Annotated in this window: 15 protein-coding genes and 1 pseudogene; 9 read left to right on the top strand and 7 right to left on the bottom strand. The window is 68.0% G+C overall.

Annotated elements, in window-relative coordinates:
* The coding region (locus IEX72_RS15240) for a zinc ribbon domain-containing protein (protein WP_449405231.1) at positions 1-219 on the top strand (219 nt) is incomplete at its 5' end.
* A 77-nt stretch (positions 220-296) separates the two neighbouring features.
* Here IEX72_RS15240 and IEX72_RS10335 read toward each other — a convergent pair.
* A pseudogene (locus IEX72_RS10335) lies at positions 297-920 on the bottom strand (Gfo/Idh/MocA family protein); the annotation flags it as partial.
* A gap of 105 nt (positions 921-1,025) precedes the next feature.
* On the opposite strand from IEX72_RS10335, the gene galK reads away from it, so the two are divergent.
* The 3 genes from galK to IEX72_RS10320 all read left to right on the top strand — a co-directional run bounded on the left by galK (position 1,026) and on the right by IEX72_RS10320 (position 3,791).
* Positions 1,026-2,093 carry a galactokinase gene (gene galK / locus IEX72_RS10330; RefSeq protein ID WP_188787305.1) on the top strand — a complete coding sequence of 356 codons (1,068 nt, stop codon included), beginning with the start codon at positions 1,026-1,028 and terminating at the stop codon, positions 2,091-2,093.
* A 136-nt stretch (positions 2,094-2,229) separates the two neighbouring features.
* On the top strand, positions 2,230-3,114 hold the full coding sequence (locus tag IEX72_RS10325; RefSeq protein ID WP_188787304.1) for a hypothetical protein: 885 nt from the start codon (positions 2,230-2,232) through the stop codon (positions 3,112-3,114).
* A gap of 71 nt (positions 3,115-3,185) precedes the next feature.
* Positions 3,186-3,791: a class I SAM-dependent methyltransferase gene (locus IEX72_RS10320; protein WP_188787303.1), complete on the top strand. Its 606-nt coding sequence runs from the start codon at positions 3,186-3,188 to the stop codon at positions 3,789-3,791.
* Between the two features lie 13 nt (positions 3,792-3,804).
* Here the strand turns inward: IEX72_RS10320 and IEX72_RS10315 are convergent, their stop codons facing one another.
* On the bottom strand, positions 3,805-6,063 hold the full coding sequence (locus tag IEX72_RS10315; protein ID WP_188787302.1) for an amino acid permease: 2,259 nt from the start codon (positions 6,061-6,063) through the stop codon (positions 3,805-3,807).
* Positions 6,060-6,500, bottom strand: coding sequence for a universal stress protein (locus tag IEX72_RS10310; RefSeq protein WP_188787309.1), 441 nt, complete (start codon positions 6,498-6,500; stop codon positions 6,060-6,062). The genes IEX72_RS10315 and IEX72_RS10310 overlap by 4 nt, the downstream gene beginning before the upstream one ends.
* Before the next feature lie 427 nt (positions 6,501-6,927).
* On the opposite strand from IEX72_RS10310, the gene IEX72_RS10305 reads away from it, so the two are divergent.
* Entirely contained in the window at positions 6,928-7,251 is a 324-nt protein-coding gene (locus IEX72_RS10305; protein WP_188787301.1) for an ASCH domain-containing protein, read from the top strand.
* A gap of 284 nt (positions 7,252-7,535) precedes the next feature.
* Here the strand turns inward: IEX72_RS10305 and IEX72_RS10300 are convergent, their stop codons facing one another.
* The 4 genes from IEX72_RS10300 to yicI form a co-directional block, all read right to left on the bottom strand.
* Positions 7,536-8,405, bottom strand: coding sequence for an NAD-dependent epimerase/dehydratase family protein (locus IEX72_RS10300; RefSeq protein ID WP_188787300.1), 870 nt, complete (start codon positions 8,403-8,405; stop codon positions 7,536-7,538).
* Positions 8,406-8,966: 561 nt separating this feature from the next.
* The gene (locus IEX72_RS10295) at positions 8,967-9,734 is read right to left on the bottom strand and encodes an IclR family transcriptional regulator (protein ID WP_188787299.1); all 768 of its coding nucleotides are present in this window, start codon (positions 9,732-9,734) and stop codon (positions 8,967-8,969) included.
* Positions 9,735-9,814: 80 nt separating this feature from the next.
* A complete protein-coding gene (locus tag IEX72_RS10290; protein ID WP_188787298.1) occupies positions 9,815-10,951 on the bottom strand; it encodes an ABC transporter ATP-binding protein in 1,137 nt (378 codons plus the stop codon).
* 121 nt (positions 10,952-11,072) lie between these two features.
* Positions 11,073-13,436 (bottom strand): alpha-xylosidase, encoded by a 2,364-nt coding sequence (yicI, locus tag IEX72_RS10285; protein WP_188787297.1) that lies wholly within the window; start codon positions 13,434-13,436, stop codon positions 11,073-11,075.
* A 260-nt stretch (positions 13,437-13,696) separates the two neighbouring features.
* Here yicI and IEX72_RS10280 point away from each other — a divergent pair, with 260 nt between their 5' ends.
* The 4 genes from IEX72_RS10280 (at position 13,697) to IEX72_RS10265 (ending at position 17,194) form a co-directional block, all read left to right on the top strand.
* The gene (locus tag IEX72_RS10280; protein WP_188787296.1) at positions 13,697-14,962 is read left to right on the top strand and encodes a mandelate racemase/muconate lactonizing enzyme family protein; all 1,266 of its coding nucleotides are present in this window, start codon (positions 13,697-13,699) and stop codon (positions 14,960-14,962) included.
* Complete coding sequence (locus IEX72_RS10275; RefSeq protein ID WP_188787295.1) at positions 14,959-15,927, top strand: C-terminal binding protein; 969 nt, start codon at positions 14,959-14,961, stop codon at positions 15,925-15,927. Before IEX72_RS10280 ends, IEX72_RS10275 begins: the two co-directional genes overlap by 4 nt.
* 137 nt (positions 15,928-16,064) lie before the next feature.
* A complete protein-coding gene (locus tag IEX72_RS10270) occupies positions 16,065-16,208 on the top strand; it encodes a hypothetical protein (RefSeq protein WP_188787294.1) in 144 nt (47 codons plus the stop codon).
* Positions 16,208-17,194: a YeiH family protein gene (locus tag IEX72_RS10265; protein ID WP_188787293.1), complete on the top strand. Its 987-nt coding sequence runs from the start codon at positions 16,208-16,210 to the stop codon at positions 17,192-17,194. The genes IEX72_RS10270 and IEX72_RS10265 overlap by 1 nt, the downstream gene beginning before the upstream one ends.
* The last annotated feature ends 60 nt before the right edge of the window (positions 17,195-17,254 follow it).

Raw genomic sequence — 17,254 nt, 5'->3', positions numbered from 1 at the left:
GACAACCGCCACGGAGAACACTTCTGTTGCCAGAAGTGTGAATACGAGGTGAACGCGGATTATAATGCAGCGAAGAATATCGGGCTACGGTACGCCCGAAAGCGGACACACAGACTCCGTTCCTCGCCCAAGTCGGGGAGCGGAGACGCAGAAGTAGACCTGCGTGTGAATGGTGGGATGTTGAACGGGGAGAGTCACCGGCCTATTGCTGGTGACTGATTGCCGGGAGTCCACATCAAAGCCCCACCCTCAAGAACCGAGGCGCGTATGCGCCGAGGGAGTAGGGTGGGGTAGTTTACGTCCGTGTCGACCCCGGCGCCGCGGGAGTCGCGTCGGTGGGCGTACACCCGATCCGGCTCCCCGAGGAACAGCCGCGCGGCCGACACCGCGTAGCAGCCGACGTCCGCGAGTGCGCCGCCGGCGAGCGACGGGTCCAGGCGCACGTCGTCTGGCCGGCCGTCGAGCCGGAACTTGAACGACGCGTTCACCGCGTGGACGCCGTCGAGTTCCGCCTCGACGAGTTCCACCGCGCGTTCGGTTCGGGGGTGGTACCGGTACATGAACCCCTCAAGCAGCGTCACGCCCGCGTCGCGGCAGTGCTCGACCACCGACACCGCCTCGTCGGCGTCGGCGGTCAGCGGCTTCTCCGAGAGGACGTGGAGCCCCTCGTCGGCCGCCCGCTTGGTCCACTCGCCGTGGAGACCGTTCGGGAGCGGGTTGTACACCGCATCCAGGTCCGGCGCGCCCAACAGCGCCTCGTAGGAGCCGAACGCCCGCGGGATGTCGAGCTCGTCGGCCACGGCGCGCGCCCGCGACTCGTCACGGGAGGCGATGGCGTCGACCGTGTGGTCGGTCCGCTCGATGGCCGGGATCAGTGCGTTCTGAGCGATCTCCGCGGTTCCGATTATTCCGAATCGCATACCTCGAAATCGCCGCCTGCGGGCATAACTCTCCCGTGGATCCGGGCGCGACAGCGACCCACTTATGACCCAGCGCCGGCGTCTTTCGATCGAGCTGTTCACGCAATGTACGAGGTACGCGCCCCCGGCCGAGTCAACCTCATCGGCGAGCACACTGACTACACCGGCGGCGACGTGATGCCGGTGGCGACCGACCTCCACACCTCACTGGTCGCCGACCCCGCTGACGCGGTCGAGATCCGGTCGGACGCGCTCGACGCCACGGGTCGGTTCGACCCGACGGAGTTTGACTCCGACGGCACCTGGCTCGACTACGTCAAAGGCGTCTACCACGCCCTCCGGGCCGCGGGTCACAACCCCGGTGGGTTCCGCGGGGAGCTCGGCGGCGACCTCCCGCTCGGGTCGGGGCTGAGTTCGTCGGCGAGTCTCGAACTCGCCGTGCTCGCGTTCCTCGAGGAGGCGTACGACCTCGGGGTCGACCGGACGGAGCTGGCGCGTCTCGGCCGGCGGGTGGAGAACGACTACGTCGGAGTCTCCTGCGGGATCATGGATCAGTTCGCCGTGGCGCTCTGCCGGGCGAACACCGCGCTCCACATCGACACGGAAACGCTGGACTACGACCCGGTCTCCATCCCTGCCGACGCGCGGGTGCTCGTGTTCCACACCGGCGTGGAACGCGAGCTCGTGGAATCGGCTTACAACGAGCGCCGCTCGACTGTTGAGGCCGCGTTAAGCCGGCTCGGCCGGGACTCCTCGAAGGCCGTGACCGAGGCCGACCTCGCGGCGCTGTCCGGGGTGGAGCGCCGGCGTCTGGGGTACCTCCGCCGGGAGAACCGACGCGTCGTCGAGGCGAAAGACGCCCTCGCGGCCGGCGACCTCGACCGGTTCGGCGACGTGTTGGTGACGGCACACCGCGACATCGCCGGCAACTACGAGGCGAGTTGCCCGGAACTCGACTTCGTCGTCCGGGCGGCGGTCGACGCCGGCGCACACGGGGCGCGGCTGACCGGCGCGGGGTGGGGCGGGGCCGCGGTCGTGATCGTCGATGCCGACCGCGCGGAGTCGGTCGCCCGCGGCCTCGAAACGCGCTACGCCGACCGGTACCCCGAGCACGACTCCGAGACGTACCTGATCGCACCCGCCGGCGGCGTCACGGTCCGCACGCGGGAGTGAGACGCCCGCGCAGCGGGCCGGGTCACTCGAGGCCGGTGACGTCGTCGCTCCGGCGGGTCGTCGCCGCCACTTCGGCCGTGCTCCGGACCGGTCGGGGACACAACCCACTTGCCCCCGGCGGCCGAACCCTCGGAGCATGACAGACGCGCTGCTTTCGGCCGGGATCGACCGGTGTCGCCGCGCCGGATGGACGGTCTCCCGATCGACTGACGCCGCTGAGCCGCCGGCGATCGCTACCCCGACCGAGTCGGCCGACAACGCACTCCGCGCCGGCGATTCACCGGAGGCTCCGCCCGACGAGGCAGCGACCCCGCCGACCACCGAGGCGCTCTTGGCTCCGGGCCGGCCCGTCGCGGTCGAACCGCTCCGGGAGGCCGACCCGACGATCACGCTCTCGCGGGTGTGGAACAACCGGAACGAAAGCCGGGCAACGCTGTTCGTTGTCCCGACCCACGAGGTCGCCGAGAGCGTCGAGCGGGTGCTCGCCCCGCCGGCCGGGGTCCCAGAGGCCGACGACAACGGGCGGCGGTTCTACTCGGGACCCGACCGAATCCGCCTCGAAGAAGGCGGGTATGCGGCGGTGCCGACCGGCCAGGAGGTGGTGTGGCGCGAGACGCGGACACCGCCGGAGCCGACGGGGATTCGACGTTCCGACCCCACCGAACAGGGCCCCGACGCGGACAGCGACACGTCCCCCGCGCCGGCGGTGGCGCAACCCGGTGAGTCGACCGCGCCGTGGCTGGAACTCCGCGCGGGTGACACCGTTCTCGCCCGGCTGGAGGGCGTCGACGCCCTGGCGTGTCCGCCGCGGGCCCGGTTCCCGTACGCGTACCGCCGCGACCGCGACAAGCAGATCCGAGTGTGTGACTTCGCCGGTCGCCCCGTCCAGCGGTACCCCGGGGTCGCGGCGATGCGCCGCGGGGGGTTCCGGCCGGTCCCCGCGCCGCTCGTCCCCGAACAGCTGTTCGACGGCGCCATCGAGGGGTGGTGGGCCGTGCTCCCGACGGTCGCGACGGAGTAACCCACGCCGCCCGCCCCAACCCACCCCCGATCGGCGGTCCGCTCTTTAGTCCCGGCCTCCTATCGGGGCCCGTGACACGCCTCTCCGAGACCGACCGGTCGAAGATCGACTCGGGATCCGACGCGACGTTCTACGACGACCCGCGGTTCGTGACCCACGCCGACGACGGGTTCTGTCGGCGTCTCACCGAGGTGTACGATACGGTGCTCGCCGACGGCGACCGGGTGCTCGACGCGATGAGCAGCTGGGTGTCGCACCTCCCACCCCGCGGGTACGACCGAGTGGTCGGCCACGGCCTCAACGGTGCCGAACTCGACGCCAACGACGCGTTCGACGAGTGGTTCCTCCAGGACCTCAACGCGGATCGGAGCCTCCCGATGGCGGACGGCGTGTTCGACGCCGTGCTGTGCGCGCTGTCGGTGCAGTATCTCCAGTATCCGGGCGAGGTGTTCGCGGAGTTCGAGCGGGTGCTGGCGCCGGACGGAGTCGTGGTCGTGAGCTTCACCAACCGGATGTTCCCAACAAAAGCGATCCGCGCGTGGCGGACGGCCGACATGGACGAACGGGCGGAACTGGTGTCGTCGTACTGCGACGCCGGCGGGCTCGGTACCGTCGACGTCGTCCGCGACCGTCCGGAGACGGATCCGTTCGTCGCCGTGGTCGCCCGCCCCGAGTAGGGCCGGCGGCGCCTCACCCGAACAGCCGCTCGCGGATCGAGCGCGCCGACGGCCGCTCGGCCAGGAGCACCGGCGTCTCGAGGGTTTCGACCGCGTCGATCACGAGCGACCCGCGGACGATCCGCGACAGCAGCCCCCTGTCGGTCGCCCCGACGATCACCAGGCTGTAGTCGTCGCCGATGCGGCCGAGAACGTCGCCGATTCCCCCGGTCTCGACGAGGATCTCGGCGTCGGGGAGGCCGTGGTCGTCTGCCCACCCGGTCAGGAACTCCCGGCCCTGCGTCTCTTCGCCCGCATCGACGGCGTGGAGGAGCGAGACGTCCGCGCCGACGGTCGTCCGGAGCGCCCGCGCCACGTCGGCCGAGAGGTCCGACGAATACCCCCCGGCGGTCGGGACCACCACGTCGGTTACGTCGAGGTCCGCGCCGTCGAGCACCAGGAAATCACACGGGAGGTCGTGGGTGAGTTCGTCGAGCGCGCCCTCGACCCGCCCGGCGGCGAACTGCGCGCCGCCGTAGCCCATGACGACCGTGTCGGCGTCGTTTGTCTGTGCCGCGTCGAACACCTCCTCGATCCCCCGGTGTGACAGGATGGTCTTGGTGTCGATCGGGACGTCGAACTCCTCGGCGTCCGCCGTCGCGGCCGACAGCAGGTCCTTCGACGACGCCTCGATCCGCTGCCTGTTCTCGGCGGCCCGGCTGAGTGCGGTCTGGTCGGGCACTGTGACGATGTGGGTCGCGAGCACGCGACCGCCCTCGGCTTCCGCAACGGCGCCGGCGAGCGTGATGAGCGCGCTCTCGGTCCGGGGGTTCGACAGCGCGACCATGACCGTCGGCCCCTCGTCACCGGTTGGGGCGACGGTGTCGGCGGCGTCAACGACCTGGTCGGGGAGTTCGGCCTCCCGACTCCGGATGTAGTTCGAGAGCACGCCCTGGTTCGGCGTCTCCGAGCGGGCGTAGAGGAAGTACCACACCACCGCCGCGACGACGAACCCGCCCGACAGCGCGATCTCGATCGCGTCCATGAACGCCACGAGCCCCAACGACAGGACCGCGCCAAGGATCGGCGTGATCGGGTATAACGGAACCGTGAACTCGGGGTCGTACTCGGAGACGTCGGCCTCGCGGAAGACAATGAGTGCGAGGTTCAAGAGCGCGTACACGATGAGGTGGAGCACGCTCGCGGCCTTGGCGAGCACCTCGATCTCGCGCCCCAGAAACGCGATGAACACGACGATGAGGGCGCCGGTCACCAGAATCGACCGGTAGGGCGTCGCGTAGTTGGGGTGGATCTCGTTGAGCCAGTCGGTCACGATCCTGTCGCGACCCATAGCGAAGTTGATCCGGGCCGACGCGAGGATCGAGGCGTTCGCGGAGGAGGCGGTCGCCAGCAGCGCGCCGATCGTCATCACGGCCGCGGCCGCGGCCGCGACGCCGCCGACCGGCCCCACCGATGACGGGAACGCGATCGACGCCGCCTGCGCGACGGGGGCGTCCTGGCTGAGCTCCGGCCACGGCACGATCCCGAGCATCGTGGTCACCAGGATCGCGTAGATGACGGTGACGAGCCCCACGCTGCCCAGGATCGCGATCGGGAGGTTCCGTCCGGGGTTTTTCAACTCTTCGGCCACCGTCGCGATCTTCGCGTACCCCAGAAACGAGACGAACACGAGCGCAGTCGCCGGCAGGATCGCACCGGTGCCGAACGGCGTGAGCCCGTCCGCGCCCGACAGCGTCGCGTAGTCGAACGAGAAGAAGCCAGCGACCGCGAACGCGGTGAGGATCGAGAGCAGAATGAACACGATGACCGTCTGGATCCCGCCGGTCTCTTTCGCGCCGATGTAGTTGATGCCGACGAACAGGACCCCCGCGATCAGGGCGCCGAGTTGGATCGGGTTCAGGAACGCGATTTCGGGGAGTCCGACGAAAACGGCCAGATACTGGCCGAACCCGATACAGTAGAACGCCGACGCAAAGGCCAACCCCATCCAGTCGCCCATCCCGGCGATCGACCCGAACATCGGCCCCAGCGCCTTGTTGATGTAGTAGTACCCGCCGCCGGCTTTCGGCATCGCCGTCCCGAGTTCCGAGACCGACAGCGCGTTCACCATTGCGATGATCCCGCCGACTACGAACGAGACGACGACGATCGGCCCGGCCGCGTTCGCGGCGACTCCCGGCAACACGAAGATGCCCGCCCCGATCATCGTCCCGATCCCGATGGTCATAGCCGACACGAGGCCGAGGTCCTTCGCGAGTTCGTCCTCGGTCATCCGCCGGTGTTGCTGTCCGGCAGCGCGATCACGGGCCGGTCGGTCTCGGTCACCAGCCGAAGCGATTTATCACCCGACAGGAACTGTACCAGCCGGTTCCCGTCCCGGGATCGGTACGCGACCGCGGTCGCCCCGACCTCGGCTCCCGCCTCGAAGATCGCCCCGACGACGTCTCGGGCGTACGCGGTGTGGTCCTCAGCGTCGGGAAAGACCTCTCGGACCGCGGCGTAGGACGCCTCGGCGACCTCTTCGGACTGTGCGACCGGCGTCTTGTCGGGGACCCCTTCACCCTTCTCGACGACGTGGAGCGCCGTCACCCGACCCGGAGCGTACGGCTCCAGGGCGGCTGCCGTCTTCCGGGCGTCGTCCTCGTGGGCAACCGGGAGAAGCACGTGCCCCAACAGCTCACGGTCGGTGTCTGCGGCGTCGTTCGTCACACCAAGTTTAATCTCGTCCTGGTATAAAGAAGTGCGTGACGGCGCCGGCCCACGTGACCCCGAGCCACACCGCGAGGCCGCCACCACCGAGCACGACAACTGCACCCCACCCCAGACGATCCGCCGCTCCCAGAGGCGTCGCGTCAGCTCCGGCCTCCGGAGCAACACCACCTCGACGCCCACCATCCCGACACACCCGGCGACGGCGAGAAACGGGGTCACGAAGACGCCACCCTCAACGCCGAGCGACAGGGACCCGACCGGGAGAACCGCACACGTCGCTGCCGCGAGCGGACCGTCGCGGTAGAGCTGTCGCCGGTCCATCGCTTCGGAGTCGCGGTCCGACCGTCTTGTGTGGATCGGGGTGGTGGACGACGGTCGCCCCCGGCCCCGATGGGGTTTTGAGAATCCCGGTTCTACGCCCCCTATGTCCGAGATCGACGCCGACGACATCCTGCCGAACGATCGCGTCCAACAGTCCGTTTCTGACGGCGAGATCACGCAGTTGACCCGCGGAGCGAGCAACCGGTACGCCACCGAGGGAGACACCTTCGAGATCGACGGCGACGCGTTCGAGGTGGCCGGCGTCGAGCGCCGGACGCTCGGCGACTTCACCGACGCCGACGCGCGACGCGAAGGGTCGGAGTCGCTTGCGGCGTACAAACGGCGGATGCAGCGGGTCCATCCGGGCGACTTCACGTGGGACGACACCGACGAGGTGCTCACTTACCGGTTCGATCGGGTCGATTGATTCTCCGGGCGGCCCCAACTGGATTGCGAGCGGTCGGGCGCGGTCTTCCTCCAACGGGCCCCAGTTCCAGCTCTCGCCGGATTCTATCAAATATATGGGTTATATAGAGAGTTGAAATAAAAGCGGAGAAATAGGATTTCAGCGCCCGAAAAAGCTGAAAAGAGTACCCAAGATAAGATATCTGAACTATACAACTCCCGTTATATGTGGTATCTGTCTTATCGTGGTCCGGAGAGATCGGGACCGCGTTCTCACCCGGCACGCCCCGACTGCCCGCGGCGCCGCTACCACTCGTCCCACGGACCGACGTCGTCGGTCGCGGCCTCGTGGTACGAGTATTCGGGTTCCCAGCCGTAGGCCGCGCCCGCGTTCGCGGTGGAGAGTGCCGATTCGGTTCCCGCGAGGTCACACGGCGTCGGCACGGACCCGAACGCCTCCTCGAACAACTCGCGGGTTGGCCGACCGACGTAGTTCTCGGCAGCGGCGGCGTGGACCGTTTCCTCGCCGTCCGGTGGAGATTCGAGCGCCGCCCGGACCAACCTGACCACGTCCCGGACATCCACGTACGACCAGAAGTTGTCCACGACGTCTTCGCCGTCGGCGTCGGTGCACTCGTAGGCGCCCGGGTGTTGGATCCAGGAGGGCCGGATCGTGGTGACCGGAACGTCGTACCGGCGGGCCACCGACTCGGCGGTCGCTTCCGCAGCGGCCTTCGAGACTCCGTACTGGTCTTCGGGTCGACACGCGTGATCGACCGAGACCGGCAGCGCGTCGGGGAACACCTGCTCTTCGGCGAACACCCACCCGTACACCGACTCGCTCGACGTCCACACCACGTCCGCGCCAGCCTCGCCCGCCGCGGTCAACACGTGGTACGCCGCGAGCGTGTTGTTCTCGTACACCCGCGAGGGGGCGTAGTACTGCGGACCCACTGCGGCGAGGTGGACGACCGCCTCGGGGTCGACCGCGAGGACTGCCTCCAGCGTCTCCCCGGCGTCCGTGAGGTCGGTTTCGACTGCCGTCACGCCGGGTGGCGTGTCCTCGGCGGGGTGTTCGTGATCGAGGCATCTGACCCGCCAGCCGGCACGCACCAGCGACCCGACGACCCATCGGCCGAGGTCCCCACCGCTGCCGGTCACGACTACGTCTGCCATCTCCGAATCCTAAGTGTGCTGGCCGTATTAGCTTCTTTGCCCACTGGACGGCTGGCGGGTGGGCGACATCATTCACGAAAGCCGAACAGAATACTATTACAATAGTAGTACTGTAATTGCTACACGGATCAGACCACCGCCCGTACTGCGTTCTTTGCATCCAGTCCGGGAAGAGACGCCACTCCGCGAAGGCACCACTCGGGCGGCGGTGGTTGCTCCACCCCCGAAACGTCGGGATTCCGTCCGGTAGGTGCGCAGAGCCGTTTGCGACGCGCAAACGGGGCCGTGAGCAGCCGACCCGTGGACCGCTTCGGCTGCGGTTGAGCCTCAGCGGGTGTCGGAAGCGAGTGTAGCAGCGCCTGCAGGTGGTTACACATCTGACCGACTGCCGTCGTGCGACCGCGTGAGCCACGGGTTGGACCCCGGCTACTCCCGGACGCAGTCAACGGGTGTCGCGCCACCGGAGCGACGGAGCAGACAGCCTCCCGCGACGAACCCGCGTCCAGCACGCGGCCGGTCGGGACCCGGGTAGCCGCCGCGGCGTTCGCAGAGGGCGAACGGTTACACCTGCACCGCGTTGACCTCGATGACGTTCGCCGCGTCCCGGATCAACTCCGGCAGCGTCTCGTGGAACCGGTCACCCTTGAACCGGCTCGTTGGGCCGGAGACACTGATCGCAGCCGCCCGATCGCCCGCAGTGACCGGCGCGGCAACGCACCGGAGTCCTTTGACAACCTCCTCCTCGTCGAACGCGACGTTCCGTTCGCGTACCGTCTCCAACTCCGCGAACAGCGCCTCAGAGTTGGTGATGGTGTTGGACGTGTGGCGCGGCAGCCCCGTCTCGTCGATGATCGCTCGGATCCGCTCCCTGGAGAACTGCGACAGGATGGCCTTCCCCAGAGCCGTGCAGTGGAGTTGCATCCGGCTCCCGACGTACGAGGAGGTCTGGATCGCGTTCTCACCGCGTGCCTTGTGCAGGTACACCCCCTTGCCGTGCTCTTCGACCATGAACTGCGCGACTTCCCCGGTTTCCCGTGCTACCCGTGGCACCTCTTCGCCCGCGATGTCGTGGATGTCGACGCCGGATTTGGCGTGCTCGCCGAGTTCCACAAACCTGAGGCTGAGCGCGTACTCGGTGCCCTGCTTCACAACGAACTCCTGGTCGAGCAACGTTGCGAGGTGGCTGTGCACCGTGGCCTTCGAGCGTCCGAGTTCGGCCGCGAGCTCGGACACCCCCGCGCTGTTGAACCGTTCGAGTGCTGTCAGTAGCTCACACGAGATCTCGACCGCCTGAATCCGGCGTCCCTTCGAGGCGTCTCCGTTGTCCATACCCGGATGTGGAACGGGTCGTACTTAACTATTCGCGAGAGGCGAACGGACGCACCGACGGGGTGGCAGGGTCGGTCGGGTCACGGTTCGGGGTGGTTCGAGGGATCGCCGAGTCGGTCGACGTTGCTGTTTTTGATCGCCGCCCCGTCGGCCTGATCGAACAGGTGGATCTTGTCCTCCGGAAACACTACGTGGACCTGTTCGCCGGCGACGGTGCGACGCTCGCCGTCGATGCTCGCGGTGTGTGTCGCCCCCCCGACGGTGAAGTACGCGTAGGTCATCTCCCCCATCGGCTCGACGACTTCGATCTCGGTTGCAACGGCGTTCGGTTCCTCGGCCGTACCGAGCTCGATGTGCTCGGGTCTGATACCCATCGTGAGCCGGCTCGAGGCGGTATCAACCGCGTTTCGGGTCTCCGAGGAGATCTGATACGAGAAGGCGCCGGCTTCGAGGGTGTCGCCACTCCGCTCTACGTCGATGAAATTCATGGACGGGGAGCCGATGAACCCCGCGACGAACTGGTTTGTGGGTTCGTGGTAACACTCAAGCGGCGTGCCGAGCTGCTGGAGTTCGCCGCCGTCAAGCACCGCAATCTTGTCGCCCATGGTCATCGCTTCGGTCTGGTCGTGGGTGACGTAGATGGTTGTCACGCCCATGTCCTGCTGGAGCTGCTGGATCTCGGTCCGCATCGTGGTTCGGAGCTTCGCATCCAGGTTCGACAGCGGCTCGTCCATGAGGAACACCTCGGGTTCGCGGATGATCGCCCGCCCGAGCGCAACGCGCTGCTGTTGGCCGCCCGAGAGCTCTTTCGGCTTCTTGTCAAGGAGGTCCGGGATTTCGAGGAGCGCTGCGGTGTCCTCGACCCGGTCGTTGATCTCGGAACTGTCCAGGTCGGTGGTGATCTTCAGCCCGTACCCGATGTTCCGGCGGACGGTCATGTGCGGGTAGAGGGCGTAGTTCTGAAACACCATCGCCATGTCCCGATTCTTCGGTTTCGCGTCGGTGATGTCCCGGCCGTCGAGCCGTATCCGTCCGGATGTCGCCCGCTCTAACCCCGCGATACAGCGGAGCGTCGTTGACTTCCCACACCCCGAGGGCCCCACGAGCACGAGGAAATCACCGTCTTCAACCGTGATGTCGAGTTCGTCGACGGCGACGATCACGTTCTCCCCCTCGTCGAAGGTCTTCGTCAGTTGTCTTATGTCTAGTCGACCCATCGTGTGTTGCCGCACGTTTCACATCTCACATAATAAATCCCTTCCATTCACCGGGGTCGTGTCGCGACACCGTGTCGGCGGGGACTGGGGTACGGCTGCGGGGTCCGTATTCCGTGGCCCCTCACCACTGCGCCACCACCGACCCGGTGTCCGTGACGGCCCACTCTCCCGCGTCCGGATCCTCGCCAACGCGTGCGAGCGACTCCCCGTTGACGACGAGGGCAGCCGGCGTTGACACCCGGTCGGCGGTTCGGAGCACCACGGTGACGGCCCCGGCGCTCACCTCGCCGCACTCGACTGTGACCCGTTGTCCGTCGTGGTCGACGGTCACCGAGACCATCGTGTCGGCGTCCTCGTCGTAGACCCGCCCCTCTGCGACCTCTCGGCCACGGCCCACTGTGGCGTGGAGTTCGAGGTGTTCGGGAGTGCCGGGACGGGTCCGCTGTGTCGGTTCCCGCTGTGGGACCACGCTCCCCGCCCGGACGAACATCGGCTGTCGCTCCAGCGGGGCATCGACCGTGACCCACCGGCCGCCCTCGTGATACTCGTCGGTCCAGTGGTCCCGCCACTCGCCTTCGGGAAGGTACACGTCGCGTTCCGTGTCGGCGGCGAACACGGGCGCGATCAGTAGGTCCGGCCCCAGCGTGTACTGATCGTCGAGCGTGTGAGTGGCAGGGTCGTTCTGGTACTCGAACACGAGCGGCCGCACCACCGGCAGCCCGGTCCGGGCGGCGGCCTCCGCGGCGGTGTAAATGTACGGCAGCAGCCGGTACCTGAGTTCGGCGTACGCCCGGAAGACGTCGAGCGCTTCCGAACCGAACTCCCAGGGTTCCCGGGGCGTGGTTCCGTGACACCGGCTGTTCGACGACAGCAGCCCGAACTGCGCCCACCGGACGTAGAGGTCCGCCGACGGCGTCCCCCGGAACCCGCCGATGTCGTGACTCCAGAGCGCGATCCCTGACAGCGACGCCGACAGTCCACCACGCAGCGCGGCGCTCATGCCGTTCCAACTGGTCTGGGGGTCGCCGCCCCAGTGCATCGGGAACGACTGACTCCCGGTCCACGCCGACCGGCCCCACACCACCGCCTCGCTGGCCCCGTTGACCTCGCCGACCGCCTCGTAAACCGCCTCGTTGTAGAGGTAGGGGTAGAGGTTGTGCATCGACGTTCCGGTCTTGCCGTTGGCGAAGACGGCGTCTTCCGGGACGTACTCGCCGTAGTCTGTCTTGAATACCGCCACGCCCTGCTCGAGCAGCCGCCGGTGTTTGGCTTTCCACCACTCGACCGCGTCGGGGTCGGTGAAGTCGACGATTGCTCCGCGGTAGTCACCCTGACAGGTGTGATCCATCACGTAGGGGCTCCCGGTGCCGTCGGTGACGAAGTACCCCTCCGCGACGCCCTCGGCGAACGCGTCAGTGCCGACCGGGACGTGGGGGTGTTCCCACAGCGACACCCGGAACCCCTCGTCCCGTAGCCCCTCGATCATCCCCTCGGGGTCAGGGAACTGGTCGGTGTCCCACTCCAGGTCACACGAGGCGCGATCCCGCATCCAGAAGGGGTCTAAGTGGAGCACGTCGCTGGGGATCGACTCCGCGCGAAGCCGGTCGGCGACCGCTTCCAGTTCCGCCCGGGACTCATACCCCAGCCGGGACATCCAGGTGCCGAACGACCATTTGGGCGGCCGGTTGGGGCGGCCGGTCACGGCGGTGTACCGCCGGATGATGTCCGGAAACTCCGGCCCGTAGAAGAACACGAACGCCATGGTGTCGCCGTCGACCCCCACCGTCCCCGACGCGGTCGACTCGTTGCCGAAATCGTAGGTCACCCGAGCGGTGGTATCCACCAGCAGGCCGTAGCCCGCCGTCGAGAGGTGAAACGGGATGTTCTTGTACGCCCGTCCGGTCTCGGTTCCGAGCGGCTCCTCGTGCCAGAGTTCGATCTCCTGGCCGCGCCTGTCGAAGTCGGTGAACTGCTCGCCCGCGCCGTAGATACGCTCCCCGGGCGACAGCCGGAACGCCGTGCCCGTCTCGGTCACCTTCCGAGGGTTGTGGTTGATCTCCGCTTGGGTGAACCCCAGCGGGTCGACGCGTCGGCGGCCAAACACGTCTGGATCGGACCGCTGTTCCTCGAAGACCGTCTCCCCGGTGTCGGCGTCGGCGACCGTGAAGGCCCACTCGTCGAGCCCGACCGTGATCCTGAGCGCGCCGGTGTCGATAACGAGTGACCCCTCGGTCTCGGTCGTCCCGAGGTCGACACCGGTCGCGACGGCGTCGATGTCGAGTTCGGGATACTCGTCGTCGGCCGGAACCTCGGGGGTCGCCCGGAGCTCGAACCGGAAGGTTCGGGGGCCATACACGGTCAACGTCACGGGCAGGCTCCGGGGTGTGACGGGATCGGGGGCGGCCGTGTCGCAGTCGAATACCACGGTGTTGCCGTCAACAGTGTAGTCGGCCACACCCGTGACGGTTACGCGTTCGGTGGTCATACTCGGTTTGGAGCGCGCAGCACAGGGTTAAAATTGCCCCGCTTCCCCGGACCGGGTGTGCGGCAGCGCGTCGATCCAGCGGCCAACGACTGCCGCGCCCGACATCGACGCGCTGCTCGCCCGACCGTCGCTGGCGACGGGCCGAAGAGACGTTCGGCGAGGGTCCCGCGCTGGCAACGGCGACAGCCGAGCGGGTCGTCTGGGGGCTGTCGCCGAGAACACCACAATGTTTAACGGTGTATTCGCCGACTGCCCGGGTGATGACAGACGACGAGCAACCCGACTACCGGATTCCGCAGGGCGGCGGCGTGCCGTGGCGGGACATGGGAATGGAAGAGACGCACCGGCCCCCCGAGCGCGACGTGTCGATCACCGGCATCGAGACGATGGCGGTCGCGGGGAACTTCACCTGGGGGATCGTGAAAGTCGAGACCGACGCCGGCGTCTACGGCCTCGGGGAGACGTTCCGCGCGGAGGCTGCGCTGGACATGGCCGACCGGATGGACGTCGATCTGGCTGGGGAGAACCCGCTCGACACCGACCGGGTTCGGGAGCTACTCGAACAGCGATACACCGGGTGCGGCCGGATCGGCCGGGCCGCGTTCACCGCGATCGAGACCGCGTGCTACGACATCAAAGGAAAACTCCTCGATGTGCCCGTTTACGAACTCCTCGGCGGAAAGTACCGCGACGAGATCAAGATCTACTGCGACACCCACGGCGGGGAGTCGCTGGGCGAGGCGAGCGAACACGACCCCCAGGACATCTACACGCCGGAGTCGTACGCCCGCGCGGCACGGGAAGTCGTCGACGAGGGGTTCGAGGCGCTGAAGTTCGACCTCGACGTGCCCACACACGCCGACTACGACGAAGCCAACCGACGGATGGACAACGCCGCCTTGGAACACAAAGTCAGCCTCATCGAGGCCGTCCGCGACGAGGTCGGGTACGACGTCGACCTCGGGGTGGACCTCCACTGGAACTTCACCACCGAGACCGCAGTCCGGTTGGGGACGAAGCTCGAACGCTTCGACCTGGCGTGGATCGAGGACCCCGTGCCGCCGCAGAAAACGGAGTCGCAGGCCCGCGTCACCGACGCCTTGGACACACCGGTGCTGACCGGCGAGAACCTGGTGACAGTCGACCAGTTCAACCACGCTGCCCGGGAGGGGATGTTGGACATTGCCGCGCCCGACGTGAACAAGTGCGGCGGGCTCGGCGAGTACGTCGACATCGCCACGGTGTGTGACCTCTACGGCGTACCGATCGCGTCGCACAACATCTCCAGCCCGCTCGGGACGGTCGCGGGCGCTCACGTGTCGGCGGCGATCCCCAACTTCCTGTGTATGGAGTGGCACGCCCGGGACGTGCCGTGGTGGAACGACATGGTCACCCGGACGGGTGGGTCGGGGCCGATCCTCGAAGACGGCTATATCGACCTCCCCGAGGGGCCGGGCCTCGGCGTGGAACTGAACCGCGACCTGGTCGCGGAGTATCTCACCGACGGCTCGGAGCTCGTGGTATGACCGACCACACGGTCGTCGTGACCGACCACGACTTCGAGGATCTGGGGATCGAACGCGAGGTGCTCGACGGCGTCGCGGAGGTCGTCGAACTCGCCGACGACGTGGGCGACGTCCCGACCAACGCCGACGAGCGGTTGGCCGACGCGGACGCGGTGCTCAATCTCCGCTACGACATCGACGCCGACGCGGTCGCGGAGATGGACGACTGCCAGGTCATCGCTCGGTACGGTATCGGCGTCGACAACGTCGCGGTCGAGGCCGCGGCCGATCGCGGGATTCCGGTCACAAACGTCCCCGACTACTGCCACGAGGAGGTGGCGACCCACGCGCTCTCGCTGATGCTCTCGCTGGCCCGCGGGCTGAAGCGGTACGACGCCTCGGTCGCGGCGGGCGGGTGGGACCGCGGCGCTGCGCTCCCGTTACACCGCTTTTCCACCCGGACCGTCGGCGTGGTCGGCTACGGCGCCATCGGCCGCGAGGTGGGTGCCCTGGCGGCCGCGCTCGGTGCCGACGTGGTGGCGAGCGACCCCTTTCTCAACCCCGAGGACGTCGCCGACGACCCCGCGGCCCTGACGAGCTTCGAGGACCTGTGTGCCCGCGCGGACGTCGTAACCGTCCACTCGCCGCTGACCGACGACACCCGCGGGCTGCTCGACGCCGACGCGTTCGCACGGCTGGACGACTCAGCAGTCGTGATCAACGTCGCCCGCGGTCCGATCGTTGACGTCGACGACCTCTACGACGCCATCGAGGCGGGCGAACTCGGCGGGGCCGGGCTGGACGTCTTCCCTGAGGAACCCCCCGTAGCCGACCACCCGCTCCGGGACCACCCGCGAGTCGTCACGACCCCGCACGTGGCGTGGTACTCTGCGGAGTCGGCCGAGGACCGCCGGCGGCGGGCCGCTGAAATCGTTCGGGACGTCCTGACCGGCGGCGACCCGACCCACGTTGTAAACGCCGTGTAGCCGCGACCCAGCACACGTCGTGAACGCCGTGTAGCCACGACCCAGCACACGTCGTGAACGGAGTGTAGCCGCGACCCAGCACCCGTGGCGAAGATGGTGTGCGTTTATATGCGATGTTTTCCAACACAAGAACGTCCATGAATAGCCGAACGCCACCGCCCGACGGACCCGATGGCACGCTGTCGCGGATCCGTGAGCGTCTCGCGTCGGTCGACCGAGGCTGGAAGGCGACGCTCGTCGGCGTGGCGATCACCCTCCTGTACGCCGCCGGCGTGGTCTGATGGGTCGGGACAGCGTCCGGGGGGTGCTCCCGGGAGTGGCGCTCTTAGCCGTGCTCGGGATCGTCGCCCGGGAACTCGGCCGGGCCACGCCGTTCAGCCCCTTCGTCGTCGCGATCGTCGCCGGAGTGGCCGTCGCGGCCGCAGTCGACCTCCCGGGGTGGATCCGGGCGGGCGTTGACCAGTACAAACTGCTGTTGGAGACCGGAATCGTCCTGCTCGGAGCGGGGTTGACCGTGACCCAACTCGTCGACACCGGCCCCGTGGTGATCGTACTGGCCGCGGGCGTGGTGGTGTTCGGGGTCGTACTCGGGGAGTCGATCGGCCGGGTGGCGGGTGTCGAGCCGACCACCCGGTCGCTGCTGTCGGCGGGCGCGAGCGTCTGCGGCGTGTCGGCGGTCCTGGCGGTCGCCGGGAGCATCAGTGCCGACGAGGCCGACATCACGTACGCGGCGGGAACCGTGCTGCTGTTCGACGCGGCGACGCTGCTGGTGTTCCCCACGGTCGGCGTCGCGCTCGGGCTGCCCGACCCGGTCTACGGGGTGTGGGCCGGGCTCAGCCTCTTTTCGACCGGGCCGGCGGCGGCGGTCGGCTTTGCGGTCTCCGACGTGGCCGGCCAGTGGGCCACGGTGACCAAACTGGTCCGGAACGCGTTCATCGGGGTGCTCGCGGTCGGATACGCCGTCCACCACGCCACCGCCGGCGGGGAGCGGCCGGGGCCCAAAGAGGTGTGGTACCGGTTTCCGAAGTTCCTGCTCGGGTTTCTTGGGGTCGTGGTGATCGCGAACGCCGGCCTGCTGGACGCCGGCGCCCGCGCGTCGCTTTCGACCGCAAGCGACTGGCTGTTCACCGTCGCGTTCGTGGGACTGGGGATGGATCTCAACCCCCGGCGGCTCCGCGCGACGGGCGTCACCCCGATCGCCGTGGTGCTCGCACAGTTCCTGCTCGTCACCGGGGTGGCGTACCTGGCGGTGACGGTTCTGTTGTGAGCCCGGATGCGCAACCACGCCGCCCACGGCGCCGACCCGGACGTAAACGCTTTGTAGGTT

This window comes from Halobellus salinus (assembly GCF_014646875.1).
In the GTDB taxonomy this organism is placed as follows: domain Archaea; phylum Halobacteriota; class Halobacteria; order Halobacteriales; family Haloferacaceae; genus Haloquadratum; species Haloquadratum salinum.
The sequence above is the reverse complement of the archived record's forward strand: the minus strand, read 5'-3'. Positions and strand labels throughout refer to the sequence as shown.